Here is a 24,034-nt window from a genome sequence, read left to right on the forward strand (position 1 = left end):
TTCGGGCGAATGCTTCGGAAATACCTGCCTTGGATATGTCATGGCGCCAGCCCGGTACCGGGCTGGCGAAAAATGCAACCCGTTGCGGATTCAGCGCGCGGCAGCACCGAATTTTCAGGGATACGTGCAGGGTGGAGATGCACAGCCTTCGGACCGTGTGGCACCGAACCCGACCCACCGCCCCACTCAACGGGCGATGAGCGGGCAAGGTCCTGAACAGACGCCCTCGTGGCATCCACGGACGACCGGTTGATTCCTCCTCCTGACTGAGTGCACCAGGCCCGCTCGATTGATTCGGATAACCTTCGAAAAGCTCGACAGGCCTTTTGGCACCGCAAAACAGGACGCGTCGTCGCGACAACGGCAGGCTGGGCAACCGGCTGGTGCCGAACGTCGTCAGACACGGGGGTGGCTCGCCACCCTTTGCGCACCTTGGCACCGATCATGAAAAGTCGTGTGTGCCGAACGCCGTTTCCGGCAGCCCGGAAACCGACGGTACAACATGAAAAGAATGCTGATTAACGCAACTCAACCCGAAGAGTTGCGTGTAGCCCTGGTGGACGGCCAACGCCTCTACGACCTGGACATCGAGTCCGGTGCCCGTGAGCAGAAAAAGGCCAACATCTACAAAGGCAAGATCACCCGGATCGAGCCCAGCCTTGAAGCCGCCTTCGTCGACTTCGGCTCCGAACGTCACGGCTTCCTGCCGCTGAAGGAAATCTCCCGCGAATACTTCAAGAAAGCCCCTGAAGGCCGGGTCAACATCAAGGAAGTCCTGAGCGAAGGCCAGGAAGTCATCGTCCAGGTCGAGAAGGAAGAGCGCGGCAACAAAGGCGCCGCCCTGACCACCTTCATCAGCCTGGCCGGCCGCTACCTGGTGCTGATGCCCAACAACCCGCGCGCCGGCGGCATCTCCCGCCGCATCGAAGGCGAAGAGCGCAACGAGCTGCGTGAAGCACTGAACGGCCTGACCGTTCCGGGCGACATGGGCCTGATCGTGCGCACCGCGGGCCTTGGCCGCAGCAGCGAAGAAATGCAGTGGGACCTCGACTACCTGCTGCAGCTGTGGACCGCCATCAAGGAAGCCTCGCTGGACCGTACCGCGCCGTTCCTGATCTACCAGGAAAGCAACGTCATCATCCGCGCCATCCGCGACTACCTGCGCCAGGACATCGGCGAAGTACTGATCGACAGCATCGACGCCCAGGAAGAAGCCCTGACCTTCATCCGCCAGGTGATGCCGCAGTACGCCAGCAAGGTCAAGCTGTACGAAGACAGCGTGCCGCTGTTCAACCGCTTCCAGATCGAAAGCCAGATCGAAACCGCCTTCCAGCGCGTCGTCGACCTGCCGTCCGGCGGCTCGATCGTGATCGACCCGACCGAAGCCCTGGTGTCCATCGACATCAACTCGGCGCGCGCCACCAAAGGCAGCGACATCGAGGAAACCGCCCTGCAGACCAACCTGGAAGCGGCCGAGGAAATCGCCCGCCAGCTGCGTCTGCGTGACATCGGCGGCCTGATCGTCATCGACTTCATCGACATGACCCCGGCGAAGAACCAGCGCGCCGTCGAAGAGCGCGTGCGCGAATGCCTCGAGGCCGACCGCGCCCGTGTGCAGGTCGGCCGCATCTCGCGCTTCGGCCTGCTGGAAATGTCCCGCCAGCGCCTGCGCCCATCGCTGGGCGAGAGCAGCGGCATCGTCTGCCCACGCTGCTCGGGCACCGGCATCATCCGTGACGTCGAGTCGCTGTCGCTGGCGATCCTGCGCCTGATCGAGGAAGAAGCCCTGAAGGACCGCACCGCCGAGGTGCGCGCCCAGGTGCCGATCCCGGTGGCCGCCTTCCTGCTCAACGAGAAACGCAACTCGATCACCAAGATCGAACTGCGTACTCGCGCGCGCATCATCATCCTGCCGAACGATCACCTGGAAACCCCGCACTTCGAAGTCCAGCGCCTGCGCGACGACAACCCGGACGTGCTGAACAACCAGTCCAGCTACGAAATCGCCTCGGCCGAGACCGAAGAAGCGCCGCTGCCGACCGCCACCCGCACCCTGGTACGCCAGGAAGCCGCGGTGAAGACCGCGCCGGCCCGCGCCAACGCACCGGTACCAACCGCCGTCGAAGAACAGCCAGTCGCACCGGTCGCACCGGCGCCGAGCGTACCGGAGCCAAGCCTGTTCAAGGGCCTGGTCAAGTCGCTGGTCAGCCTGTTCGCCGGCAAGGAAGAGCCTGCCGCCGCGCCGGCCGTCACCACCGAAAAACCGGCTACCGAGCGTTCGCCACGCAACGAAGAGCGCCGCAACGGTCGCCAGCAGAGCCGCAACCGCAATGGCCGCCGCGAGGAAGACCGCAAGCCGCGTGAAGAACGCAGCGAGCGCGCCCCGCGTGAAGAGCGTCAGCCACGCGAAGAACGTGCACCGCGTGAAGAACGCGCCCCACGCGAAGAGCGTCAGCGCCAGCCGCGCGAAGACCGCCGTGGCAACCGCGAAGAGCGCGTGCGCGAATTGCGCGAGCCGCTGGACGCCGCACCGGCCCCGGCCGCCCGTGAAGAACGCGCCCCACGTGAAGAGCGTGCGCCACGCGAGGAACGTGTAGCCCGTGAAGAGCGTGCACCACGTGAAGAACGTGCCCCTCGCGAAGAGCGCGCGCCGCGTGAAGAACGTGCACCACGTGAAGAGCGTGCCCCGCGTGAAGAACGCGCACCACGTGAAGAGCGTGCACCGCGTGAAGAACGCGCCCCTCGTGAAGAGCGTGCGCCACGTGAAGAACGCGCGCCGCGTGAAGAGCGCCAGCTGCGCCCTGAGGCGCAGGCCGTCGAACAGGCCGCCGAGCTCGCCGAAGAGCAACTGCCGAACGACGAACTGCTGCAGGACGAACAGGAAGGCACCGATGGCGAGCGTCCGCGCCGCCGTTCCCGTGGCCAGCGTCGTCGCAGCAACCGTCGTGAGCGCCAGCGCAACGCCAATGGCGAGTTGATCGAAGGCGACGAAGACGCCGGCGAAGAGCAGCAGCCACAACAGCACCAGGCCACTGAGCTGGGCGCAGAACTGGCCGCCGGCACTGCCGTCATCGCCGCCGTGGCCACCAGCAACATCAGCGCCGATGCCGAAGCCCAAGCCAACCAGCAGGCCGAGCGCGCCAGCGCCACTGTCGCCGAAACCCAGGTGGAAATCACCGAGGTCGTGGCCGAGCAGGTCGCCATCGCCCCGGTGGTCGAGCAACCGGTCAGCGAGCCAGTGGTCGCCGCTGAGCCGAGCATCGAACCGGTGGTCGAAGTAGCGCCGCAGCCAGTGGTCGAAGAAGCCCCTGCCGAGCAGCCTGCCGTCGTCGCCGAGGCGCTGCAAGCCCCTGCCGTGGAAGCCGGTGAAATCGAGCAGCCGCAGGTAGTCGAAGCCACCGTGGTCGAAGCCCCGGTAGCCGAGCAGCCTGTAGCGGTCGTCGAGCCAGTGGCCGAGGCCCAGCCGGAAGTGGCTGAAGCACCTGCCGCCGAGCCTGCGCCGATCGTTGCCGAGCAGGCGCCCGTGGAAGCACCGGCCCCGGTCGAAGCGCCTTCGGCGATGCTGGCCAACGGCCGCGCCCCGAACGACCCACGTGAAGTGCGTCGCCGCAAGCGTGAAGCCGAAGCAGCCGCCGCCGCTGCCGCCCAGGCCGCTGCCGAAGCCGCCCCTGCTGAAGCGCTGGAGACCGCTGATGAGCACAAGCCTCATCACGGTTGATAGCCTCGGCTGAATGAAAAAGCCCCGCCAGTGCGAACTGGCGGGGCTTTTTCTTTGCCGGAATGGTAACGGCTCTACTGGTGATCCGGGCTTGCCCCGCGATAGAGTCAGTACAGGTTCGGCTCCATCTCCAGCTCGACCCCAAAGCGCTCAAGGATATCCGCCTGGATCCGCCGAGCCAGCCCATGCAACTGCGCCCCACTCGCCTGGCCGTAGTTGACCAGTACCAGCGACTGCAAACGGTGCACACCAGCATCGCCATCGCGATAACCCTTCCACCCCGCCTGCTCGATCAACCAGCCGGCTGCCAGCTTCACCTGGCCGTCGACCTGCGGATAAGCCACCACGCCAGGATGCTCGGCACGAATATGCTCGGCCAACACAGCAGGCACCACAGGATTCTTGAAGAAGCTCCCGGCGTTACCCAGCTCAGCCGGATCCGGCAGCTTTTCCCGACGAATACTGCAGATCGCATCGCTGATCGCCTGCGCGGTCGGCTGCTCGATACCCTGCTCCGCCAAGCGCTGACGCACCGGACCGTAGTCCAGGTGCGCCTGCAACGACCGGCTCAGCGCAAAGCGCACGCGCAGGATCAGCCAGCGGCCCGGATTGCGCTTGAACAGGCTGTCGCGATAACCGAAGCCGCACGCCTCCAGCGAGAAGTCACGCAGCTCGCCGGTTTCGCGGTCCAGCGCGGTCAAACCGGCGAATACGTCCTTGATCTCCACGCCATAGGCGCCGACGTTCTGCATCGGCGCGGCGCCCACTGTGCCAGGGATCAGGCTGAGGTTCTCCAGCCCGCACAGCCCCTGGTCGAGACTCCACTGCACGAACGGATGCCAGGGCTCGCCGGCCTCGGCTTCGACCACCACGCGCTCACCGTCATCGCTGAGCAGGCGCCGCCCACGGCTGGCCATGTGCAGCACCAGGGCGTCGACATCGCGGGATAGCAGCAAGTTGCTGCCACCACCAATGACCAGCACCGGCACCTGCCGCTCGGCGGCCTGGGCCAGTGCCTGGCGGGCCTCGTCGTCGTCATGGGCCTGGGTGAAGTAGCGGGCACTGACATCGATGCCGAAAGTGTTGTAGGGCTTGAGCGACACGCGCTCCTGCCAGTGCGCCGTCATAACCGCCCCTTGATTTCCACGACCAGCTCACGGCACGCCGCCTCGATCAGGTCCAGGACCTGCTCGAAGCCTTCGGCACCGCCGTAGTAAGGGTCCGGCACTTCGTCCAGGGCCGCGCCATAGCGGCGCAGGAACAGGTCGAGCTCGCCCTTGGCGTTGTGTGGGCGCAACGCCTGCAAATTGCCCAGGTTGCTCTTGTCCATGGCCAGAACCAGGTCGTACTCGGCGAAATGCGCCGCCTTGACCTGCTGGGCGCGCTGGCGCGACAGGTCGTAGCCGCGGGCCAGCGCGGCCTTGCAGGTACGGCTGTCGGGCGCCTTGCCGACATGCCAGTCGCCGGTACCGGCGGAGGCAACGCGCACCACGTCACCGAGGCCTGCCGCCTCGAGCTGATGGCGCAGCACGCCTTCGGCAGTCGGCGAGCGGCAGATATTGCCGAGGCAGACGAACAGAACGCGCATCAGGCCTCCAGCAAGCGCCGCACGCGCTCCAGGTCTTCAGGGGTGTCCACGCCCACGGCCGGGGCCTCGATGGCATCGGCAACATGGATGCGCACGCCATGCCACAGGGCACGCAACTGCTCCAGCGACTCGGTCTGCTCCAGCCAGCATGGGCCCCAGGCGACGAAGTCCTGGAGGAAGCCCACGCGGTAGGCGTACATGCCGATATGGCGGCGGTACGGCACGCCTTCGGGCATGCGCTCACGGTCCTTGGCAAACGTGTCGCGGGCCCAAGGCAATGGCGCGCGGCTGAAGGTCAGGGCCAGGCCGTTCTTGTCGCTGACCACCTTCACCGCGTTAGGGTTGAAGATGGTTTGCGGCGCGTGAATCGGCTCGGCCAGGGTGGCGATGCCGGCCTCGGGGTGCGCGGCGAGGTTGGCCGCCACCTGGTCGATGATCACCGGCGGAATCAGCGGCTCGTCACCCTGCACGTTGACCACGATGGCATCGGCGGCCAGGCCCAGCTGGGCAGCCACTTCGGCCAGGCGGTCGGTGCCAGACTCGTGGTCGGCGCGGGTCAGCAGCACTTCGGCGCCGAACACCTGGCAGGCCTCGACGATGCTGGCATCGTCGGTGGCGATGACCACGCGGCTGGCGCCGCTCTTGCGCGCCTGCTCCCACACATGCTGGACCATCGGCTTGCCGGCAATCGCCAGCAGCGGCTTGCCCGGCAGGCGCGTGGAGCGCAGCCGGGCGGGAATCACCACGGTGAAGTCCAGGCTCATTTGTCCAGGCGCTCGTCGTCGGTCAGGGTGCGCGCCTCGCTTTCCAGCATCACCGGGATGCCATCGCGAATCGGATAGGCCAGGCCCGCGCCCTTGCTGATCAGCTCGGTCTTGTCGGCGCTGAGCTTGAGCGGGCCCTTGGTGATCGGGCAGGCCAGGATATCGAGCAGTTTGGTGTCCATGGGAGCTTCCTTGAAACGGAAATTGAAAAAGGCTCAGGGCCTGGGGCGGCCAGGTAGCAGGCGATCGAGCTCGGCGTCGAACCAGGCGACGAACGCCTGCGATGGAACGGCGTCGACCGCCAGGTACCACCAGTCGTCAGCAGCGAACGGCCGGCATTTCACCGCATCCTTCTCGGTCATCACCAACGGCAGCGGCGGGCTGAACGACAGCACCTCGCGGCTGTACGGCGCATGGTCGGCAAAGGGGTGCGGCACCGGCTGCCAGTGTAGCCCCAGCAGGGTGTTGAAGAAACGTTGCGGATTACCGATGCCGGCCACGGCGTGCAGCGCCTGGCCAGCGGGAAACAGGTCGAGCTCGCGGCGCTCGCCGCTGCGCAGGTTGATCAGCGCCGACGGCTGCAGGCCGAAGGCAAAGCCACCGTCACGGTCGGCCTCGGCGCCGTTGAACAGCACCGCGTCGGCCTCGGCCAGGCGCTCGGCGGGCTCGCGCAACGGGCCGGCCGGCAGGCAGCGACGGTTGCCCAGGCCACGGGCGGCGTCGATCAGCACCAACTCCAGGTCGCGGGCCAGACGGTAATGCTGCATGCCGTCGTCGCACAGGATCAGGTCCGGCGCGTCGCTGGCCAGCAGCGCCTGCACGGCGCGGGAGCGGTCGGGGTCGATCACCAGCGGCACGTCGGTGCGCTGGACGATCAGCAAAGGCTCGTCACCGGCCTGCTCGGCGAGCTGGTCGGCGGCGACACGCCAGGGATACTGCGGCGGCTTGGCGCCGTAGCCACGGCTGACCACGCCGACCTTCAGCCCCTGCCGGCGGCAGTGCTCGATCAGCCAGAGGATCATCGGTGTCTTGCCGGTACCGCCCACGGTGATATTGCCCACCACGATCACGGGCACCGGGGCGCGGTAGCTGGGGCTGGTGCCGCTGAGGAAACGTGCTCGTTTGCGCGTCACCACACGACGATACAGCGCCTCCAGCGGGCGCAGCAGGGCCAGCGCCGGGTGCCCGGCATACCAGGCAGCGAGCAGACGGTCGGCGAGGGCCATCAGGGATTGCCCTGCGCGGCCTCGACGGTGGTCATGCGCAACTTGCTGAAGCCGAGCTTGCCGGCCGCGTCCATTGCGGTGATCACAGCCTGGTGCGGGGTCTTGCCGTCGGCGCTGATCGCCAGCGGCAGGGTGATGTCACCGCCGGATGCCTTCTCGATGGCCTCGGTCAGGGTGGCCAGGTCGCTCTTGGGCAGCAGGTGATTGTTCACCGAGTACACGCCGTCGGCGCTGATGGAGATCTCCACCAGCTTGTCCTGGTCAGCCGGCGGCTGCTCGGCACTGCTGGCCTCGGGCAACTCGACACGCAGCTGGGTCTCGCGGGTGAAAGTGGTGGTGACCACGAAGAACAGCAGCAGCACGAACACCACGTCGATCAACGACGCCAGGTTGATGTCGACGTTCTCGCGCTGGCGATTGCGCCGGAACTTCACGCCTTGCCTCCGGCCACTTCCACTTCGCGGTCGCCCTGCAACACCTCGACCAGCTTGATCGCTTCCTGCTCCATGCCCACCACCAGCTCATCGATGCGGCGTAGCAGGAAGCGGTGGAAGAACACCGCCGGGATGCCGACCATCAGGCCGGCCGCGGTAGTGACCAGGGCCTTGGAGATACCGCCGGCCAGTACCGCGGCGTTGGCGGTCATCTGCGAGCCCATGAAGGCGCTGAAGATGTCGATCATGCCCAGCACGGTGCCCAGCAGGCCCAGCAGCGGTGCCATGGCGGCGATGGTGCCGAGGGTGCTGATGTAGCGCTCCAGCTCGTGGATGACCCGCGAGGCGGCCTCTTCGATGCACTCTTTCATGATCTCGCGGCCATGGCGCGAGTTGGCCAGGCCCGCGGCGAGGATCTCGCCCAGCGGCGAATCGGCGCGCAGCGCCTTGAGCTTGTCACCGGTGAGCTGCTTGTCCTTGATCCACATCCACACCTGGCCCAGCAGGTGCGGCGGGGTGACACGGCTGGCGCGCAAGGTCCACAGGCGCTCGACGACGATCGCCATGGCAGCGATGGAGCTCAGGATGATCGGCAGCATCATCCAGCCACCGGACTTGACCAATTCCCACACAGTAAGCATCCCCTCGGAAAAAGGCCGCCACTCTACCATAGGACCGCCTGGGGCTCATCTGCCGGAGGTCAGGGAATTGCTGGGCTTGGCTTGGAAGCTGGGGGGTGGCGCTCGATTTGCGCGTCGAAGAAAAACTCACGACATGCCCCCAAAGCCCTTCCTAATCCCACCAGTCCCGCCGCTCAGTCCGCAAACCCTCCACCTCACCCTGACTCCCCAGCATCAACCGCAACGCCCCCGCCAGCGCCGTGTCATGCACCTGCACCCCATGCCGCCGATAGCGCTCGATCACCTGCGCGTGCGGATGCCCGAAGCCGTTGCTGCGCCCCCGCGAAATCATCACCCCGCGTGGCGCCAGCGCCTTGATGAACGGTTCGGTGGACGACGTGCGGCTGCCGTGGTGCGGCGCCTGCAGCCAGTCGACACGCGGATTCTCGCTGGCCGCCAGCCAAGCCCGCTCCGCCCCGGCCTCCATGTCGCCGGCCAGCAGCAGGCGCTCGCCATTGGCCACCACCCGCAGCACGCAGGAGCGGTCATTGCTGGAGGCACCCTGCGGCCAATGCCACAGCTCGAAATCGACCCCATCCCAGCGCCAGCGCTCACCACTGTCGCACAGCGCGGCAGGCGCAAGCCCGGCAACCTCCCCCGCCAGCACCCGCGTCACCGGCAGCCCACGACGCACTGCCGACGCCCCGCCGGCATGATCGGCGTGGCCATGGCTGACCAGCATCAGGTCCAGGTGCCTCACCCCCAGCCTGCGCAAGGTCGGCAGCACCACGCTCTCGCCCAGGTCACTGTCGCCGTGGGCAGGCCCGGCGTCGTACAACAATGCGTGGTGACGGGTGCGCAGCAGCACCGCCAAGCCCTGGCCGACATCCAGCTGCCACACCTGCACCTGGCCGTGGGGCACCTGCTCGCGCGGCGCCCACAAGGCCACCAGCATCACCGCGCCCGGCAAGCGCAACGGCACGCCCCGAGGCAGCAGCAACAACAGCGCGCCCAGCGCGACCAACAGCCAGGCCCACAGCGGCAACGGTTCGGGCAGCCATGCCGGCCACTGCCCCGCAAGCTGCGCGAGCAGGTGAAACAGCCCATCCAGCGAAAGCCCCGCCAGCCACAACAGCCCCTCCCCTACCCCTGGCAGCGGCAACGCCGCCGTGCCAAGCAGGGCCAGCGGCAACACCGCGAAACTGATCCAGGGCACCGCCAGCAGGTTGGCCAGCGGCGCCGTCAGGCTGACCGGCAGCCCCAGCGCCAGCAGCACCGGCAACAGGCCCACGGCGATCACCCACTGGGCTCGGCTCCAGGCCTGCCAGGGTCGCCAGGCGCCGAGCCGGGCAGAGAAGCACAGCATCAGCACGCCAACCGCGGCAAACGACAGCCAGAAACCCGGCAGCAGGCTGGCCAATGGATTGATCAGCAACACCCCCGACAACGCCAACAGCAGCGGCAAGGCTGCCCCCAGGTGCCTGAAGCGCAGGCGCCAGAGCAACACCACCGCCAGCATCAGGCAGGCCCGCTGCACCGGCACGCCAAACCCGGCCAACCAGCCGTAGCCCAACGCCGCGGCCATGGCCAGGCCACAGGCCCAGGGCAGCCACAGCCAGCGCGATGGCCAGGCGCCCAGCCGCGCCAGGCCCGCGACCAGGCCGTACACCAGCCCGGCCAACAGCCCGATATGCTGGCCGGAGATCACCAACAGGTGCACCGTGCCGGTGGCCTGCAGGGTCTGCCAGTCTTCGCGCGCCAGCCCGGCGCCATCGCCCAGCACCAGGGCCGCCAGCGCCGCCTCGCGCCCACGGGCATCCACGTTCATCAACCGCTGGCGCACGGCATCGCGCCAGCCCACCGTGGCCTGCCCGACCCGCTCGCCGGCCTTGACCGAGCCTGTGGCACCGATACCCCGGGCCAGCAACAGCGCTTCGCGATCCGGGCCATGGGGGTTGAGCAGCCCGTGGGGCTGGCGCAGGTTCACCGCCAGGCGCCAGCGCTCACCGGCGCGCAATTCGGGCCCGGCGAACCAGCTCAGTTGCAGGCGCCTGGGCAATTGCGCCCGGCGCGACTCAGGATGCTCCAGCTCGAACCGCACACCGCGCTCCGTGCGGGTCGGCAGCCCCACCACCTGCCCCTCCAGCCACAGCGTGCGGCCATCCAGCGCCGGGGCCAGGCGATCATCCAGCGCCTGCTGCGCCGACCAGCAGGCCCAGCAGCCACCCAGCACAAACCAGCCCAGCGGCCAAGCCCGCGTACGCAGGCAGGCCAAGGCCAGCAACAGCAATGGAATCAGCCATCCGACCGGTGGCAAGGCAGGTAACAAACGCAGGCTCAACAGCCCGAGCACCAGCGCCAGCATCCCTGTGCGCATGAGATAGAGCTCCAGAAGCGATCACGACCCCTGAGGCTTAGCCGATTGGCGGGAAAACCCTGCTAATCAATTGTCACAAACTCTGAACGAGGCTGCGTTTCAATCAGGGCATACTGACGCCCTTCAACCCTGCCGGGAGCCCACATGCCGCGCCGTCTGTTCAAACGCTACATGCCGGACCCGACCAGCATCCGCGAACACAAGTCCTTACGCTTTTTCGGCAAGTTGCTGCACGACCCCAACCTCTGGCACCTGAATCGCCATTCGGTGGCGCGGGCCATGGGCGTCGGCCTGTTCGCCGCGCTCATTCCCATCCCCATGCAGATGTTGCTGGCCGCCGCGCTGGCCATTCCCGTGCGCGGCAACCTGCCGATCGCGGTGAGCCTGGTGTGGTTGACCAACCCGCTGACCATGCCGCCGGTGTTCTTCGTCACCTACATGACCGGTGCCTGGCTGCTGCAGGTGCCGCCACGCACGCTGCCCGAGTCGATCACCGTCGACTGGGTCACCGAGCAACTGGCGACGATCTGGCAACCGTTCCTGCTCGGCTCGGTGGTGTGCGGGGTGGTGCTGGGCGTGCTCGCCTACTTCACCACCATGGGCTACTGGCGCTGGTGGGTGGGCCGGCAGTGGCGCCGGCGCCAGTGTCGCTGCTCAGCCAACCCCAACCAGGGCTCAGGGGGCTCAGGCGCGCATGCCGCGGCCGCTGACCAGCAGGCGCACGCACAGCAGGTAGAGCACCGCGGTGGCCACCAGCATGAAGCTGATCGCCGTGCCAATACTGATATCCGACACCCCTAGGATGCCGTAGCGGAACGAGTTGACCATGTGCAACACCGGGTTTGCCAGCGACACGGTCTGCCAGAACGGCGGCAGCAGGTTGATCGAGTAGAACACCCCGCCCAGGTAGGTCAGCGGTGTCAGCACGAAGGTCGGGATGATCGAGATATCGTCGAAGTTGCGGGCGAACACCGCGTTGACGAAGCCCAGCAGCGAGAAGATGGTCGCGGTCAGCAATACTACGATGACTGTCACCCCCAGGTGGTGCACCTGCAGATGGGTGAAGAACAGCGACAGGAACGTCACGATCACCCCCACCGCCAAGCCGCGCAACACGCCGCCCAGCACATAGCCGACCAGGATGGTGTGCGGCGACACCGGCGACACCATCAGCTCCTCGATGGAGCGCTGGAACTTGCTGCCGAAGAAGCTCGATACCACGTTGCCATAGGAGTTGGTGATCACCGACATCATGATCAGCCCCGGCACGATGTACTCCATGTAGGTGAATCCGCCCATGTCGCCGATCTGCCGGCCGATCAGGTTACCGAAGATCACGAAGTACAGGACCATGGTGATCGCCGGCGGCAGCAGGGTCTGCGGCCAGATGCGCAGGAAGCGCCGCACTTCGCGGTAGACAATGGTGTTCAGGGCGACCCAGTTGGTGCGCAGTTCCACACTCATACGGCCACCTTCGACAGGTTTTTTTCCACCAGGGACACGAACAGCTCCTCGAGTCGGTTGGTCTTGTTGCGCAGGCTCTGCACCTCGATGTTCTTCAGCGCCAGCTGGCCGAACAGCGCGGTGATACCGATGTCCTTGTCTACCTGCACCTCCAGCGTGTGCGGGGTGATCAGACGGCACGGGTAACCCTGCAGCTCGGGCGCGGCGGGCAGGTCGTGGCGCAGGTCAAGGACGAAGGTCTCGACATGCAGCTTGCCCAGCAGCTGGCGCATGCTGGTGTTCTCGACGATGGTGCCGTGGTCGATGATGCCGATGTTGCGGCACAGCTGCTCGGCCTCTTCGAGGTAGTGGGTGGTGAGGATGATGGTGATGCCTTTCTGGTTGAGCTCGGTGAGGAAGCTCCACATCGAACGGCGCAGCTCGATGTCCACCCCTGCGGTCGGCTCGTCGAGGATCAGCAGGCGCGGCTCGTGGATCAGCGCCCGGGCGATCATCAGCCGGCGCTTCATGCCGCCGGACAGCGAGCGCGAAGGCACGTCGCGCTTGTCCCACAGGCCCAGCTGCGTGAGGTACTGCTCGGCGCGCTCCTTGGCCACCTTGGGCGGGATGCCGTAGTAGCCGGCCTGGGTGACGACGATGTCGAAGGTCTTCTCGAACTGGTTGAAGTTGAACTCCTGGGGCACCACGCCCAGGCAGCGCTTGAGCGCCGCGGGCGAGCGGTCGAGGTCGTTGCCGAACACGTTGACCGTGCCGCTGGTCTTGTTCACCAGGGTCGAGAGAATGCCGATGGTGGTGGACTTGCCGGCGCCGTTGGGGCCGAGCAAGGCGAAGAAGTCGCCTTCGGCAACATCCAGGTCGATGCCCTTGAGGGCCTGGAAGCCGTTGCCGTAGGTCTTGGTCAGCTGTCGAATGGACAGGGCGGAACTCATGGCGGGTCAGGTACCGATGAAAAAGGTTCGGGACACGCCAGGTAAAGACACTGGCGCAGTGAGTGCGGCCATGGTGCAAGGCCCGGCCGCACAAGTACAGTCACATGTATCGATAGTGACTATCGAAGTGGCGTCACGTCAGGGCGGTCATCACCGCCGCCTGGTAGGCCGGGCGTTGCTTGAGGCGCTCGTACCAGGCTTCGAGGTGATACATGGCCGGGCGTTCAATCGGCATTTCGAACCAGGCGTAGATGAAGCTGCCCAGGGGGATGTCGCCCATGCCGATCTGCTCGCCGGAGAGGTACGGCTGCTTGGCCAGGGTCTCGTCGGCGATGGCCAGCAACTGGGCGCATTGCTTGTGCGCGGCGTTGATCGCCACCCAGTCGCGCTGGTCCTCGGGGGTGCGCAGCAGGCCCCAGAACAGTGGGCGGAAGGGGCCGGCGAAGGACGAGGTGGTCCAGTCCATCCACTTGTCCGCCAGGGCGCGCTGGCGCGGGTCGTCCAGGTACCAGCCCTGCTCTGCACCGTACTCGGCGCACAGGTAGCGCACGATGGTGTTGGACTCCCACAGCACCAGGTCACCATCTTCGAGCATGGGCACCAGGCCGTTGGGGTTCAGGGCCCGGTAGTGCGGTTCGTTGACCACGCCGAAGGCGCCGCCGGCATCGATGGACTCGAAGTCCAGGCCCAGCTCGTGGGCGATCCACAACGCCTTGCGCACATTGCTCGAATTCTTGCGGCCCCAGATCTTCAGCATGACAACGTCCTTATGAATGCGGGAGGTCGGACAGTCTACTCCAAGCGTTGGGCGGTGCCAGTGAAACCGGGGGCCGCTGCGCAGCCCTATCGCCGGCAAGCCGGCTCCCACAAAGAGCAGGCGCGTACAGGCCCTGTGGGAGCCGGCTTGCCGGCGATAGGGGCGCAAAGCGCACCCTGATTACAACACACATGCTCCTGTTGACTGCCATCCCCCAGAACGGACAGGCGAGTGACCGCCGCCTGAACCCATAAAAAAGCGAGAGGCTACAACCGTGATCGATGCCCTGAACCACTTGCCGCCCCCCCGCGCCGGCGCCGACCAACTGGCCGAGGCCTTCAGCGACCTCGCGCCCCCGCTCACCGCCCGCCAGGCCGCTGTCGAGAGCGCGCGCTGCCTGTACTGCTACGACGCGCCGTGCGTCAATGCGTGCCCCAGTGAAATCGACATCCCCTCGTTCATCCACCGCATCAGCGACGAGAACCTGCAGGGCGCCGCCGAACGCATTCTCTCGGCCAACATTCTTGGCGGCAGCTGCGCCCGGGTTTGCCCCACGGAGATCCTTTGCCAGCAAGCCTGCGTGCGCAACAACGCCCAGGAGTGCGCCCCGGTACTGATCGGCCAATTGCAGCGCTACGCCCTGGACCACGCCGACTTCACCGAGCATCCATTCCAGCGCTCACCGGCCAGTGGCAAACGCATCGCCGTGGTCGGCGCCGGCCCCGCCGGATTGTCGTGCGCGCATCGGCTGGCCATGCACGGCCACGACGTGGTGATCTTCGAGGCGCGGGAGAAGGCCGGTGGTCTCAACGAATACGGCATCGCCCGCTACAAGCTGGTGGACGACTACGCCCAGCGCGAAGTGGAATTCCTGCTGGGCATCGGCGGAATCGAGATCCGCCATGGCCAGCGCCTGGGCGGCAACCTGTCGTTGGCCGAGCTGCATGGCCAGTACGACGCGGTGTTCCTCGGCCTGGGCCTGGGGGCCGTGCGCCAGCTGGGCCTGGCGGACGAAGACGCGCCGGGCCTGCTTGCCGCCACCGACTATATCCGTGAGCTGCGCCAGGCTGACGACCTCACCCAGCTGCCGTTGGCTGACCGCTGCCTGGTGCTCGGCGCTGGCAACACCGCCATCGACATGGCCGTGCAGATGAGCCGCCTGGGCGCCCGCGACGTCAACCTGGTGTACCGCCGCGGCGAAGCCGACATGGGCGCCACCGGCCATGAGCAGGAAATTGCCAAGCACAATCAGGTGCGCCTGCACACCTGGGCCCGGCCCGATGCCGTGCTGCTGGATGATGCCGGGCGCGTGCGTGGCATGCGCTTCGCGCGCACGCAATTGATCGACGGACGCCTGGGCGATACCGGCGAAACCTTCGAGCTGGCTGCCGACGCGATCTTCAAGGCCATCGGCCAGCGCTTCGATGAGCAAAGCCTCGGCGATCCGCTGGCGGCGCAACTGGCCCGCGACGGCGAGCGCATACAGGTGGACGCGCACATGCGTACCTCCATCCCCGGCATCTACGCCGGCGGCGACTGTACCGCGCTGGGCCAGGACCTCACCGTCCAGGCCGTGCAACATGGCAAGCTGGCCGCCGAAGCCATCCATGCCCAACTCATGCTCAATGTGGAGGCTGCGTAAATGGCCGACCTGTCCATCGTATTCGCCGGCATCAAGGCACCCAATCCATTCTGGTTGGCTTCCGCGCCCCCCACCGACAAGGCCTACAACGTAATCCGCGCCTTCGAGGCCGGCTGGGGCGGGGTGGTGTGGAAGACCCTGGGCGAGGACCCGGCGGCGGTCAACGTGTCGTCGCGCTACTCGGCGCACTACGGCGCCAACCGCCAGGTGCAGGGCATCAACAACATCGAGCTGATCACCGACCGCTCGCTGGGGATCAACCTGCGCGAGATCACCCAGGTGAAGAAGGACTGGCCCGACCGTGCGCTGATCGTGTCGCTGATGGTGCCGTGCGTCGAAGAATCCTGGAAGTTCATCCTGCCACTGGTGGAAGCCACTGGCGCCGATGGCATCGAGCTCAACTTCGGCTGCCCCCACGGCATGCCCGAGCGCGGCATGGGCGCCGCCGTCGGCCAGGTGCCCGAATATGTGGAAATGGTCACCCGCTGGTGCAAGACCCATTGCACGCTGCCGGTGATCGTCAAGCTCACCCCCAATATCACCGACATCCGCCAGTCGGCGCGCGCCGCGCACCGGGGCGGGGCGGACGCGGTGTCGCTGATCAACACCATCAACTCGATCACCAGTGTCGACCTGGACCGCATGGTCGCCCACCCCATCGTCGGCGACCAGAGCACCCATGGCGGCTACTGCGGGTCGGCGGTCAAGCCGATCGCCCTGAACATGGTCGCCGAGATCGCCCGCGACCCCGAGACCCGTGGCCTGCCGATCTGTGGCATTGGCGGTATCGGCACCTGGCGCGACGCCGCCGAGTTCATCGCCCTGGGCAGTGGCGCGGTGCAGGTGTGCACCGCAGCGATGCTGCATGGCTTTCGCATCGTCGAAGACATGCAGGACGGCCTGGCGCGCTGGATGGACCAGCACGGCCACCGCAGCCTCGAGGCGTTTCGTGGCCAGGCCGTGGGGCATACCACCGACTGGAAGTACCTGGATATCAACTACAAGTCGGTGGCGCAGATCGACCAGGACGCCTGCATCGGCTGCGGGCGCTGCCACATCGCCTGCGAGGACACCTCGCACCAGGCCATCGCCAGCACCCTGAAGGCCGACGGCACTCACGCCTACAGTGTGATCGAGGCCGAGTGCGTGGGTTGCAACCTGTGCCAGATCACCTGCCCGGTGGAAGGTTGCATCGACATGCAGGCGCAGGACACCGGCAAGCCGTACATGAACTGGACGCAGGATCCGCGCAATCCCTATCGTGAGGCGGGTTGAGGAGGCGGTCGATAAACACGCCTCGGCAGCGGTGATGCCTGCTCGAGCTCCGCGCTAGCTGATTGCGGTCTCGTGCAGGCAGCGCCACACCACGCCGCGGTTGCTGCACTCCAGCAGTGCCAGTGACCAGCGTGCCTGCACCACACCCTGCAACCGATGGGTTTCCTTGTAGCGCACTGCTACGTTCACCCCGGCCTGCCATACCACCTGGACGTCGCTGACGACGATCTCCAGCCCTGGCCGTGCGCCGGCCGCCCGGCTGAACAGTTGCTCCACCTGTGCGCGGGTCACCACCGTGCCCGCCGTGCCGACCATGCTGAAATCATCGGCGAACACCGCCATCAGTCCGCCGAGCACTGCCTGGGTCTCGGCCGCTGGGCGGGTGAAGATGCTGTGGATCAGCTCATGAACGTGATGAATGCTGCGCTCGGCGCGGGCAATCGCGTGGTCAGGCATGGCGAGGGGTCTCCGGGGGTAGTGTGTGCAGTGTCATCAGTGGCGCCAGCCCGAGCAGCGCGGCCAGAGTGAAGGTCAGGTGATAGGCGTCCGGCGTACTCAGGCCCACCAGCAAAAGGTTGAAGATCATCAGCAGCAAGGCTGCACCGACGCTGAAGGCCATCTGTCGATTGAGGTTCCACAGCACGCTGGCCTGCTGCATCCGCTCGCCGCTGAAGTCGAGCAGCGCGGTGGTCTGGGCGGTGTTGGCACCGATGCCGCCGCCGATGCCCATGAGGCCGTAGGCCGCCATCAGTACGGCGTTGTCCGTCGGGGTATCGACCATGACCAGCAGGCAGATACCCAGGCTGTGCAGGAGCATGCCGAGCAGCAACAGGCGGGCGGCACCGACGCGGTTGTACAGGCGGCCGGCCAGCAACATGGCGGCGAAGGCCCCGGCGGCGTAGAGCAGCATGAACAGGCCGGTGGCCTGGGCGCTCAGCTGCAGCACATCCTGCAGATAGAAGATGTTCAACAGGTTGACCCCGGTGAACACCCCGGGGATCGCATGGTAGACCTGCATCGAGACTCGCAGGCGGGGGCTGGCGAGCAGCTTCAGCTCGATGATGCCTGCCGCAGCGCGTTGGTAATGGGCGCGGTACAGCAAGGCGCAGGACACACCCGCCAGCAGGCAGGCGATGGCCAGTAGGGCGCCATGGCCGGCACCATACAGCGACAGGCCCAGCAGCAGGCAGGCGAGGGCGGCGCTGACCAGCAGCAATCCCTTGAAGTCCGGGCGTGGCGCTGTCGGACCCGGTGCCTGGTCAAGCCAGGCCCAGGCCAGCGCCGCCGTCAGCAGGGCCAGCGGAATGTTGCTGTGGAAGACCCACGGCCAGCGGCCATGGTCGACGATCAACCCGCCAAGGGTGGGTGACAGCGCCGGCGCCAGCAGCGCCACGGCCATCACCAGGGTGGACACGCGGGCGCGTTCCGCGCCCTGGAAGCGCTCGAAGGTCAGCGCCTGCCCCACGGGGATCAGCAAGCCACCGGCCATGCCCTGAACCAGGCGCCAGGCAATCAACGCGGCAAAGCTCTGCGCCTCGCCGCAGCCCCACACCGCCACGCTGAACGCCAGCATGGCGGCGCTCAACAGCCGCCGCGCGCCCCAGCGATTGGCCAGCCAGGTGCTCACCGGCACGGCCAGGGTCAGCCCGAGCATGTAGGCATTGCCAACCCACACGCTGCTGGCGTTGCCGATGGCGAACTCGGCGGCGATCCGTGGCAACGCCACGGTCGGCATGAACAGGTTGATGCAGTCGATGAAGAACCCCATCAGGAAGATCGTTGCCACGCGATACCGGTGCGTCATTGCCACTCCTTTTCGACGCGCAGAGTAGGTGTCGTGGACTGCCCCTGTCGATGTCGCTACCCTTGAAACTCTGTTTGATGGAAGTGAACAATGCCGCGCACGGCTCTCCACACCCAGCTCCACCGGGTGCAGACGTTTCTGGCGGTGGTCGACTTCGGCTCCTTCACCAAGGCGGCGGAATTTCTCGGCATCAGCAAAGCCATGGCCAGCCAGCACGTCAAGGCGCTGGAGCAGGCCCTGGGGGTGACGCTGCTGGCGCGCAGCACCCGTGCTATCGCCCCAACCGAAACCGGCCAAAGTTTCTATGAAGATTTCAAGGTGATCGTCAGCGATGTCGAAGGCGCCTTCGCCAATGTACTGCGCCGGCACAACGGCCTATCGGGCAAGCTGCGCATCAGCACCACCGGTGAGTACGGCGAGCGCTTCATCCTGCCGCTGATCCCGCTGTTCGCCGAGCGCTACCCGGCGTTGTCGCTCAGCTACGATACCGACTCGTCGCTGAGCGACCTGATTGCCGAGCGGCTCGACCTGGTGGTGCGCCTTGGCGCGTTGCCGGACTCGAACCTGCGCAGTCGCCAGCTGGCCGAGTACGACATTGTGCTGGTGGCTGCTCCGGCCTTTCTTGCTCGCCATGCCATTGAACGGCCCGAGGAACTGGCGGATACACCCTGGATTGCCAACAGCAACCTGCAGAGCCCGACCGCCTGGACCTTGCACAGCGCGCAGGCGGGGAGTGCAAGCGTTGTCGGCCGGGCGGCCTACCAGTCCAATGCGTCCCACGCCATTCGGGCAATGGCCTGCGCCGCCCTGGGCGTGGCCGTGCTGCCGGCCTGGCTGGTCGAACAGGACCTGGCCGACGGCACCCTGCGGCGGGTATTGCCGGACTACAGCCTGCCGAGGCAGCCGATCAGCGTGGTGTACCCGAACAGCAGCCATGTGCCGCACAAGACCCGGGTGTTCATCGATTTTCTGTGCGAGCACCTGGGGCGCTAAGGGCGCTGCTCACGGCTCCAGGCCGATGCCGCGCAGGATGACGCCGGTCACGGTCTGCACCGCTTGCTCGAACGCCATGTCCGACAGCGGCTCACCGTCATTGAGCAGGGTGACCTGGAAACCGAAGTCGGCGTAGTGCTGGGTCGCCGCCCAGATCATGTACAGCAGCGCCGACGGCTCGACCGGCAGGATGCGTCGGTCCTCGACCCAACTGCGGATCTTCTCCTGCTTGAGCCGCGCCCAGGGCACCAGGATTTCGTCCAGGCTGGGGCCCAGCAGCGGGGCGCCGTGGAGGATCTCCTCGGCCCAGATCTTCGAGCCCAGCGGCCGCGAGCGCGAGTGGCCCATCTTGGCGCGGATGTAGCTGGTCAGCACCACCCGCGGGTCGTCGAAGTGCTCGAAGCACAGGGCATCCTGTTTCCAGACGTCCAGCAGGTCCTGCAACACGGCGCGGTACAGGTCATCCTTGGTGCTGAAGTAGTAGTGCAGGTTGGAGCGCGGCAGTTGCGCCCGTTCGGCGATATCGCCCATAGAGGTGGCGGCGAAGCCCTTGTCGGCGAACACCTGCTCGGCGGCTTGCAGGATCTTTTCGACGTTGCGCCGGCGGATCTCGATCTTGTGGTTGGCCATGGGCTGTCCGTGGTGACCTGAACAGGGCAAGGCTAACAGCTTTGCCGGGGCGGCGATAAGGTCAAGGTTGCCGGCTCGGCAACAGCGTCAGTGCTAGGCGGCTGGCGCTGCGCAGGTCCTCTCCGGGCACGCCGTCGCGGGCCTGCACGGAGATACCGTGGAGGAAGGTGGCATAGAAGTGGCCGAGGGCCTCGACCTGCGTGTCGGCCGGCAACTGCCCCTGGTCACGGGCTTGGCGCAGGCGCTCGATGATCGACTCGGTATGCTGCCGGCGGTGCCCGGACAACCACTGCTGGACGGCCAGGTTGTCCGGTGCCACGCCGCTGGCGGCGCTGACCACCAGGCAGCCCCTGGGCTCGTTGGCGCGGGTGTAGGTGCTGATGGCGTCCTCGAGCATCCGTGCCAGGGCCTGGTAAATATCCGGCAGGGCCAGGGCGCGGTCGGCGAAGCCGCCTTCGGTCGACTCGTACAGGGCCACGGCTTCCTCGAACAGTTGCTGCTTGCTGCCGAAGGCCGCGTAGATGCGCGCGGAGGCGATGCCCAGCGCAGACACCAGGGCCGACATCGAGGTGCCCTCGTAGCCATGCTCCCAGAACAGCCGCATCGCCTTGCGCAGCGCCTGTTGCTTGTCGAATTCCCGAGGTCGCCCTGCCATCGCTCGTCTGCCTGATTACGTGAAACGTGCATTCTAGCCAATTTGCGATTGACGGGCAGCGCCATTCGATCCTATTGTTTGTCGATCAACAAACAATAGGATGACATCATGCGAACACTCAAAGGCCCCAGTCTGCACCTCGCGCAGTTCAGCGCCGACAAGCCACCGTTCGACAGCCTCGACAGGATCGCCGAGTGGGCGGGAGAGTTGGGCTTCAAGGGGTTGCAGGTCCCGGCCTGGGACGCCCGGCTGCTCGACCTGGAACTGGCCGCGCAGAGCACCGGCTACTGCGATGAGGTCAAGGGGCGGCTGGCCGAGCACGGCTTGCAGGTCAGCGAGCTGACCACCCACATGATCGGCCAGTTGGTCGCGGTCCATCCGGCCTACGATCCAATGTGCGACGCCTTCGCCCCGGCCGCGCTGGCCGGGCGGCCAGCAGAACGCACCGCCTGGGCCACCGAGCAGATGAAACTGGCGGCTCGAGCCAGCCGCAACCTGGGCCTGGAGGACATGGGGACCTTTTCCGGCGCGCTGGCCTGGCCCTACCTGTTCCCGTTCCCGCAGCGTCCCCAGGGCCTGGTGGAGGCTGCCTTCGAGGAGCTGGCGCGGCGCTGGCGGCCGATACTCGACTGCTGTGACGAACAGGGCGTCAACCTGTGCTTCGAGATCCACCCGGCCGAGGACCTGCACGACGGCACCAGCTTCGAGCGTTTCCATGCCCTGGTGGGTGAGCACGTGCGTTGCCGCATCCTCTTCGACCCCAGCCATTTCGTGCTGCAGCAACTCGACTACCTGGCCTATCTGGATCTCTATTACCCATTGATCCGCATGTTTCACGTCAAGGACGCCGAGTTCAATCCGAGCGGTCGGCAGGGCGTGTATGGCGGCTACAGCGACTGGACCGAACGTGCCGGGCGCTTCCGATCGCTGGGTGACGGGCAAGTGGACTTCAAGGCCATCTTCTCGCGGCTGGCGCAGTACGACTTCGCGGGGTGGGCAACCCTGGAATGGGAATGCTGCCTGAAGCATCAGGAGGACGGCGCCCGTGAAGGCGTCGAGTTCATCAACCGCCACATCATCCGGGTCACGGACCAGGTGTTCGACGATTTCGCCGGCGCACCGATCGACGCCCATCAGATCCAGCGCATGCTGGGCATCGACACGGGGGCTCGGGTATGAACCTGGCCATCGAGTCTTTGGCTGACGCCTTCGAGCATGTCTATGTGCAGGTGCAGGGACAGCGCATCCACTGTGTCGTGGCCGGCGCGGGCGAACCGGTGCTGCTGGTGCCGGGCTGGCCACAGACCTGGTACGCCTGGCGCCATGTGCTGCCGATCCTGGCCGCGCGCGGGTTCCGTGCCATCGCCATCGACCCGCCGGGCCTGGGGGACTCGGACCGCCCCGAGCAGGGCTACGACACCGGCAGCGTCGCCGCTGTGCTGCATGCCGCGATGACCCAGCTGGGGCATGAGCGCTATCACCTGGTCGGTCACGATGTGGGGATGTGGGTGGCCTATGCCCTGGCCAGTGATCGGCCACAGGCGGTGCGCTCGCTGACGGTGGCCGAGGCGGTGATCCCGGGGCTTGCCGAGGCGCCGTCGATCTTCGTGGCGCCGCAGGACAACATCTTCCTTTGGCACTTCCTGTTCAACCAGGTACGCGATCTGCCGGAGTTCCTGATCGCCGGGCGTGAGGAGGGCTACCTCAACTTCATGTTCGACCGCTGGGCGATCCATCGGCATGCGGTGGCGGCGGATGTCTATATCCGTGCCTACGCCTCGCCGGGCGGGATGCGGGCGGGCTTCGCCTATTACCGGGCGATTCCCGAGACCATCAGGCAGAACCGCGAACGGGCCAGGCATCCGCTGCCCATGCCGGTGCTGGCGATCGGTGCCGAGCACGCCACGGGCGATGCGCCGCTGCGTACGCTGCAGGGGCATGCCGACTCGGTGCGCGGGGTGATCCTGCCGGGTTGCGGGCACTTCGTCATGGAGGAAGCACCGGTGTCGTTCAACGAGCACCTGCTGGCGTTCCTGGAAGAGGTCGAGGTCAACCGCTGATCGCGGTCGTGGCCCTGGCGGCGTCGGTCACGGCTTGCTGGTGATCGGCGCGCAACACGGCCAGTTTGCGGCGCTCGTACTCTTCCTGGCTCAGACCCTGGCGTTGCAATGCCTCGAGTTGCAGCTGACGGGCTTCCTCGGCGCTGTAGGGGCGTAGCTCAGGATGGCTGGCGCAACCGCCCAGCACGGCGATGGCCAGGGTGGCGAGGAGGAGGCGAGCGGTGGTGTTCATCGGGATGATACCGTGGGTTGTCGGATCGATGAACCCAGGTTATTGGCCACAGTGGCACGATGGAAATCGCTGTGCTCGATAGTGACTATCGACGTCTGCGCGCCTGCCGTTCAAGGAATGCTCATGGCCCTCAGCGCGGCATGTAGCCCAGTTGCCAGGCACGCGGGATGAACACCGTCACCAGCGCCAGCAAGCAGGCCAGGGCGCAACTGGCCGCCAGCGCCTGCAAGCCCAGCCGTTGCTGCAGCCAAGCCCCGAGCGCGGCACCCAGCAGCATGCCGCTCCAGGGCACCAGTTGTACCCGCCAGCCATGGCGCCGCTCACCCAGCAACCAACGCCCCAGGCCACGGCCGAAGCGCGTCAGCGCGCCTGTGACGTAGGTCAAGCCGATCGGCAGGCCGTTCACCTGTTCGACCACGGCATTGAGCATGCCCATGGCCAGGGTGGCTGCGATCAGCGCGGGGAACGTGGTGGGCAAAGGCCATGCCGCGGCAAACGCCAGCAGGCTGGCGACGATCAGCAGCAAGGGCGCGGCGCGGCGGCGCAAGCGGCGGGCCAGCAATACGCCCAGGGTGTTGCCCAGCACGAAACTGAGGATCGCCAGGGCCAGGCGCAACATCAACGAAAAGTCCGCCTGGCTGATGGCCACCGCCAGGCGCGTGGTGTTGCCGCTCATGAACGACACGAAGTCGCCCAACGCCAGCAGGCCGATGGCGTCAGTCATGCCGGCCAGCACCGACAACCCGGCCACCAGCCCCAGGCCGACCCGCCCGCGCAGGGCCTGCAAGCGGACCCGACGGGCACTGTGCTGGGAGGTGGCGGTGGGCAGCATGGGGCGAGTCTCCGGGGCGCAGGGGGCCCTGATC

24 protein-coding genes are annotated in these 24,034 nt (G+C 66.6%); 7 read left to right on the forward strand and 17 right to left on the reverse strand.

Annotated features, from left to right (window positions below; translation table 11 throughout):
- Positions 1 to 502: 502 nt before the first annotated feature.
- Complete coding sequence (gene rne, locus AC3WL2_RS17930; RefSeq protein WP_102683594.1) at positions 503 to 3,718, forward strand: ribonuclease E; 3,216 nt, start codon at positions 503 to 505, stop codon at positions 3,716 to 3,718.
- A 107-nt stretch (positions 3,719 to 3,825) separates the two neighbouring features.
- Here the strand turns inward: rne and murB are convergent, their stop codons facing one another.
- The 8 genes from murB to AC3WL2_RS17970 form a co-directional block, all read right to left on the reverse strand.
- On the reverse strand, positions 3,826 to 4,845 hold the full coding sequence (murB, locus tag AC3WL2_RS17935; RefSeq protein ID WP_102683595.1) for a UDP-N-acetylmuramate dehydrogenase: 1,020 nt from the start codon (positions 4,843 to 4,845) through the stop codon (positions 3,826 to 3,828).
- Positions 4,842 to 5,306, reverse strand: coding sequence for a low molecular weight protein-tyrosine-phosphatase (locus AC3WL2_RS17940; RefSeq protein ID WP_102683596.1), 465 nt, complete (start codon positions 5,304 to 5,306; stop codon positions 4,842 to 4,844). Before AC3WL2_RS17940 ends, murB begins: the two co-directional genes overlap by 4 nt.
- On the reverse strand, positions 5,306 to 6,070 hold the full coding sequence (gene kdsB / locus AC3WL2_RS17945) for a 3-deoxy-manno-octulosonate cytidylyltransferase (RefSeq protein WP_102683597.1): 765 nt from the start codon (positions 6,068 to 6,070) through the stop codon (positions 5,306 to 5,308). The genes AC3WL2_RS17940 and kdsB overlap by 1 nt, the downstream gene beginning before the upstream one ends.
- Entirely contained in the window at positions 6,067 to 6,252 is a 186-nt protein-coding gene (locus AC3WL2_RS17950; RefSeq protein ID WP_003247142.1) for a Trm112 family protein, read from the reverse strand. Before AC3WL2_RS17950 ends, kdsB begins: the two co-directional genes overlap by 4 nt.
- Before the next feature lie 33 nt (positions 6,253 to 6,285).
- The gene (gene lpxK, locus AC3WL2_RS17955) at positions 6,286 to 7,296 is read right to left on the reverse strand and encodes a tetraacyldisaccharide 4'-kinase (protein ID WP_102683598.1); all 1,011 of its coding nucleotides are present in this window, start codon (positions 7,294 to 7,296) and stop codon (positions 6,286 to 6,288) included.
- Positions 7,296 to 7,730, reverse strand: coding sequence for an ExbD/TolR family protein (locus tag AC3WL2_RS17960; protein WP_102683599.1), 435 nt, complete (start codon positions 7,728 to 7,730; stop codon positions 7,296 to 7,298). Before AC3WL2_RS17960 ends, lpxK begins: the two co-directional genes overlap by 1 nt.
- A complete protein-coding gene (locus AC3WL2_RS17965; RefSeq protein ID WP_102683600.1) occupies positions 7,727 to 8,362 on the reverse strand; it encodes a MotA/TolQ/ExbB proton channel family protein in 636 nt (211 codons plus the stop codon). The genes AC3WL2_RS17960 and AC3WL2_RS17965 overlap by 4 nt, the downstream gene beginning before the upstream one ends.
- Before the next feature lie 160 nt (positions 8,363 to 8,522).
- Positions 8,523 to 10,727, reverse strand: coding sequence for a DNA internalization-related competence protein ComEC/Rec2 (locus AC3WL2_RS17970; protein WP_102683601.1), 2,205 nt, complete (start codon positions 10,725 to 10,727; stop codon positions 8,523 to 8,525).
- 144 nt (positions 10,728 to 10,871) lie between these two features.
- Between AC3WL2_RS17970 and AC3WL2_RS17975 the strand changes: the two genes are divergently transcribed.
- Positions 10,872 to 11,528 carry a DUF2062 domain-containing protein gene (locus tag AC3WL2_RS17975; protein ID WP_146022617.1) on the forward strand — a complete coding sequence of 219 codons (657 nt, stop codon included), beginning with the start codon at positions 10,872 to 10,874 and terminating at the stop codon, positions 11,526 to 11,528.
- Here AC3WL2_RS17975 and AC3WL2_RS17980 read toward each other — a convergent pair.
- The 3 genes from AC3WL2_RS17980 to AC3WL2_RS17990 all read right to left on the reverse strand — a co-directional run bounded on the left by AC3WL2_RS17980 (position 11,412) and on the right by AC3WL2_RS17990 (position 13,877).
- Positions 11,412 to 12,191: an ABC transporter permease gene (locus AC3WL2_RS17980; protein ID WP_046856545.1), complete on the reverse strand. Its 780-nt coding sequence runs from the start codon at positions 12,189 to 12,191 to the stop codon at positions 11,412 to 11,414. The genes AC3WL2_RS17975 and AC3WL2_RS17980 overlap by 117 nt on opposite strands.
- The gene (locus AC3WL2_RS17985; protein ID WP_046856546.1) at positions 12,188 to 13,120 is read right to left on the reverse strand and encodes an ABC transporter ATP-binding protein; all 933 of its coding nucleotides are present in this window, start codon (positions 13,118 to 13,120) and stop codon (positions 12,188 to 12,190) included. The genes AC3WL2_RS17980 and AC3WL2_RS17985 overlap by 4 nt, the downstream gene beginning before the upstream one ends.
- Before the next feature lie 133 nt (positions 13,121 to 13,253).
- Complete coding sequence (locus tag AC3WL2_RS17990; RefSeq protein WP_046856547.1) at positions 13,254 to 13,877, reverse strand: glutathione S-transferase; 624 nt, start codon at positions 13,875 to 13,877, stop codon at positions 13,254 to 13,256.
- A 274-nt stretch (positions 13,878 to 14,151) separates the two neighbouring features.
- Between AC3WL2_RS17990 and AC3WL2_RS17995 the strand changes: the two genes are divergently transcribed.
- On the forward strand, positions 14,152 to 15,519 hold the full coding sequence (locus tag AC3WL2_RS17995) for an NAD(P)-dependent oxidoreductase (protein ID WP_102683305.1): 1,368 nt from the start codon (positions 14,152 to 14,154) through the stop codon (positions 15,517 to 15,519).
- Positions 15,520 to 16,794, forward strand: a complete 1,275-nt coding sequence (gene preA, locus AC3WL2_RS18000) for an NAD-dependent dihydropyrimidine dehydrogenase subunit PreA (RefSeq protein WP_102683304.1) — start codon at positions 15,520 to 15,522, stop codon at positions 16,792 to 16,794. It abuts the gene before it with no gap.
- A gap of 54 nt (positions 16,795 to 16,848) precedes the next feature.
- Here the strand turns inward: preA and AC3WL2_RS18005 are convergent, their stop codons facing one another.
- Both AC3WL2_RS18005 and AC3WL2_RS18010 read right to left on the reverse strand, forming a co-directional pair.
- Positions 16,849 to 17,250 (reverse strand): DUF4440 domain-containing protein, encoded by a 402-nt coding sequence (locus tag AC3WL2_RS18005; protein WP_102683303.1) that lies wholly within the window; start codon positions 17,248 to 17,250, stop codon positions 16,849 to 16,851.
- The gene (locus AC3WL2_RS18010) at positions 17,243 to 18,598 is read right to left on the reverse strand and encodes an MFS transporter (RefSeq protein ID WP_102683302.1); all 1,356 of its coding nucleotides are present in this window, start codon (positions 18,596 to 18,598) and stop codon (positions 17,243 to 17,245) included. Before AC3WL2_RS18010 ends, AC3WL2_RS18005 begins: the two co-directional genes overlap by 8 nt.
- 90 nt (positions 18,599 to 18,688) lie before the next feature.
- Here AC3WL2_RS18010 and AC3WL2_RS18015 point away from each other — a divergent pair, with 90 nt between their 5' ends.
- Entirely contained in the window at positions 18,689 to 19,591 is a 903-nt protein-coding gene (locus AC3WL2_RS18015; protein ID WP_102683301.1) for a LysR family transcriptional regulator, read from the forward strand.
- Positions 19,592 to 19,600: 9 nt separating this feature from the next.
- Here AC3WL2_RS18015 and AC3WL2_RS18020 read toward each other — a convergent pair whose 3' ends face one another.
- Together AC3WL2_RS18020 and AC3WL2_RS18025 are read right to left on the reverse strand one after the other, a co-directional pair.
- Entirely contained in the window at positions 19,601 to 20,221 is a 621-nt protein-coding gene (locus tag AC3WL2_RS18020) for a TetR/AcrR family transcriptional regulator (protein WP_102683300.1), read from the reverse strand.
- Positions 20,222 to 20,282: 61 nt separating this feature from the next.
- On the reverse strand, positions 20,283 to 20,876 hold the full coding sequence (locus AC3WL2_RS18025; RefSeq protein ID WP_102683299.1) for a TetR/AcrR family transcriptional regulator: 594 nt from the start codon (positions 20,874 to 20,876) through the stop codon (positions 20,283 to 20,285).
- 108 nt (positions 20,877 to 20,984) lie between these two features.
- Here AC3WL2_RS18025 and AC3WL2_RS18030 point away from each other — a divergent pair, with 108 nt between their 5' ends.
- Both AC3WL2_RS18030 and AC3WL2_RS18035 read left to right on the forward strand, forming a co-directional pair.
- Complete coding sequence (locus AC3WL2_RS18030; RefSeq protein ID WP_102683298.1) at positions 20,985 to 22,055, forward strand: sugar phosphate isomerase/epimerase family protein; 1,071 nt, start codon at positions 20,985 to 20,987, stop codon at positions 22,053 to 22,055.
- Positions 22,052 to 22,936, forward strand: coding sequence for an alpha/beta fold hydrolase (locus AC3WL2_RS18035; protein ID WP_102683297.1), 885 nt, complete (start codon positions 22,052 to 22,054; stop codon positions 22,934 to 22,936). The genes AC3WL2_RS18030 and AC3WL2_RS18035 overlap by 4 nt, the downstream gene beginning before the upstream one ends.
- On the opposite strand, the gene AC3WL2_RS18040 is transcribed toward AC3WL2_RS18035, so the two are convergent.
- Both AC3WL2_RS18040 and AC3WL2_RS18045 read right to left on the reverse strand, forming a co-directional pair.
- Positions 22,926 to 23,168 carry a hypothetical protein gene (locus AC3WL2_RS18040; RefSeq protein ID WP_102683296.1) on the reverse strand — a complete coding sequence of 81 codons (243 nt, stop codon included), beginning with the start codon at positions 23,166 to 23,168 and terminating at the stop codon, positions 22,926 to 22,928. The genes AC3WL2_RS18035 and AC3WL2_RS18040 overlap by 11 nt on opposite strands.
- A 130-nt stretch (positions 23,169 to 23,298) precedes the next feature.
- The gene (locus AC3WL2_RS18045; protein ID WP_102683295.1) at positions 23,299 to 24,000 is read right to left on the reverse strand and encodes a YoaK family protein; all 702 of its coding nucleotides are present in this window, start codon (positions 23,998 to 24,000) and stop codon (positions 23,299 to 23,301) included.
- Between the last annotated feature and the right edge of the window lie 34 nt (positions 24,001 to 24,034).

The sequence above is a fragment of the Pseudomonas sp. FW305-96 genome (assembly GCF_058783825.1).

Bases quoted from the DNA above. Each gene is read 5' to 3' on its own strand.
- AC3WL2_RS18020 (WP_102683300.1), bottom strand. From the start codon at position 20,221: ATGGCCAACCACAAGATCGAGATCCGCCGGCGCAACGTCGAAAAGATC.
- AC3WL2_RS18045 (WP_102683295.1), bottom strand. From the start codon at position 24,000: ATGCTGCCCACCGCCACCTCCCAGCACAGTGCCCGTCGGGTCCGCTTG.
- AC3WL2_RS18015 (WP_102683301.1), top strand. From the start codon at position 18,689: ATGCCGCGCACGGCTCTCCACACCCAGCTCCACCGGGTGCAGACGTTT.
- AC3WL2_RS17940 (WP_102683596.1), bottom strand. From the start codon at position 5,306: ATGCGCGTTCTGTTCGTCTGCCTCGGCAATATCTGCCGCTCGCCGACT.
- AC3WL2_RS17985 (WP_046856546.1), bottom strand. From the start codon at position 13,120: ATGAGTTCCGCCCTGTCCATTCGACAGCTGACCAAGACCTACGGCAAC.
- AC3WL2_RS18025 (WP_102683299.1), bottom strand. From the start codon at position 20,876: ATGGCAGGGCGACCTCGGGAATTCGACAAGCAACAGGCGCTGCGCAAG.
- AC3WL2_RS18035 (WP_102683297.1), top strand. From the start codon at position 22,052: ATGAACCTGGCCATCGAGTCTTTGGCTGACGCCTTCGAGCATGTCTAT.
- AC3WL2_RS17990 (WP_046856547.1), bottom strand. From the start codon at position 13,877: ATGCTGAAGATCTGGGGCCGCAAGAATTCGAGCAATGTGCGCAAGGCG.
- AC3WL2_RS18010 (WP_102683302.1), bottom strand. From the start codon at position 18,598: ATGACGCACCGGTATCGCGTGGCAACGATCTTCCTGATGGGGTTCTTC.
- AC3WL2_RS18030 (WP_102683298.1), top strand. From the start codon at position 20,985: ATGCGAACACTCAAAGGCCCCAGTCTGCACCTCGCGCAGTTCAGCGCC.
- preA (WP_102683304.1), top strand. From the start codon at position 15,520: ATGGCCGACCTGTCCATCGTATTCGCCGGCATCAAGGCACCCAATCCA.
- AC3WL2_RS17970 (WP_102683601.1), bottom strand. From the start codon at position 10,727: ATGCGCACAGGGATGCTGGCGCTGGTGCTCGGGCTGTTGAGCCTGCGT.
- AC3WL2_RS18040 (WP_102683296.1), bottom strand. From the start codon at position 23,168: ATGAACACCACCGCTCGCCTCCTCCTCGCCACCCTGGCCATCGCCGTG.
- kdsB (WP_102683597.1), bottom strand. From the start codon at position 6,070: ATGAGCCTGGACTTCACCGTGGTGATTCCCGCCCGGCTGCGCTCCACG.
- AC3WL2_RS17975 (WP_146022617.1), top strand. From the start codon at position 10,872: ATGCCGCGCCGTCTGTTCAAACGCTACATGCCGGACCCGACCAGCATC.
- rne (WP_102683594.1), top strand. From the start codon at position 503: ATGAAAAGAATGCTGATTAACGCAACTCAACCCGAAGAGTTGCGTGTA.
- lpxK (WP_102683598.1), bottom strand. From the start codon at position 7,296: ATGGCCCTCGCCGACCGTCTGCTCGCTGCCTGGTATGCCGGGCACCCG.
- murB (WP_102683595.1), bottom strand. From the start codon at position 4,845: ATGACGGCGCACTGGCAGGAGCGCGTGTCGCTCAAGCCCTACAACACT.
- AC3WL2_RS18005 (WP_102683303.1), bottom strand. From the start codon at position 17,250: ATGCCTGACCACGCGATTGCCCGCGCCGAGCGCAGCATTCATCACGTT.
- AC3WL2_RS17950 (WP_003247142.1), bottom strand. From the start codon at position 6,252: ATGGACACCAAACTGCTCGATATCCTGGCCTGCCCGATCACCAAGGGC.
- AC3WL2_RS17980 (WP_046856545.1), bottom strand. From the start codon at position 12,191: ATGAGTGTGGAACTGCGCACCAACTGGGTCGCCCTGAACACCATTGTC.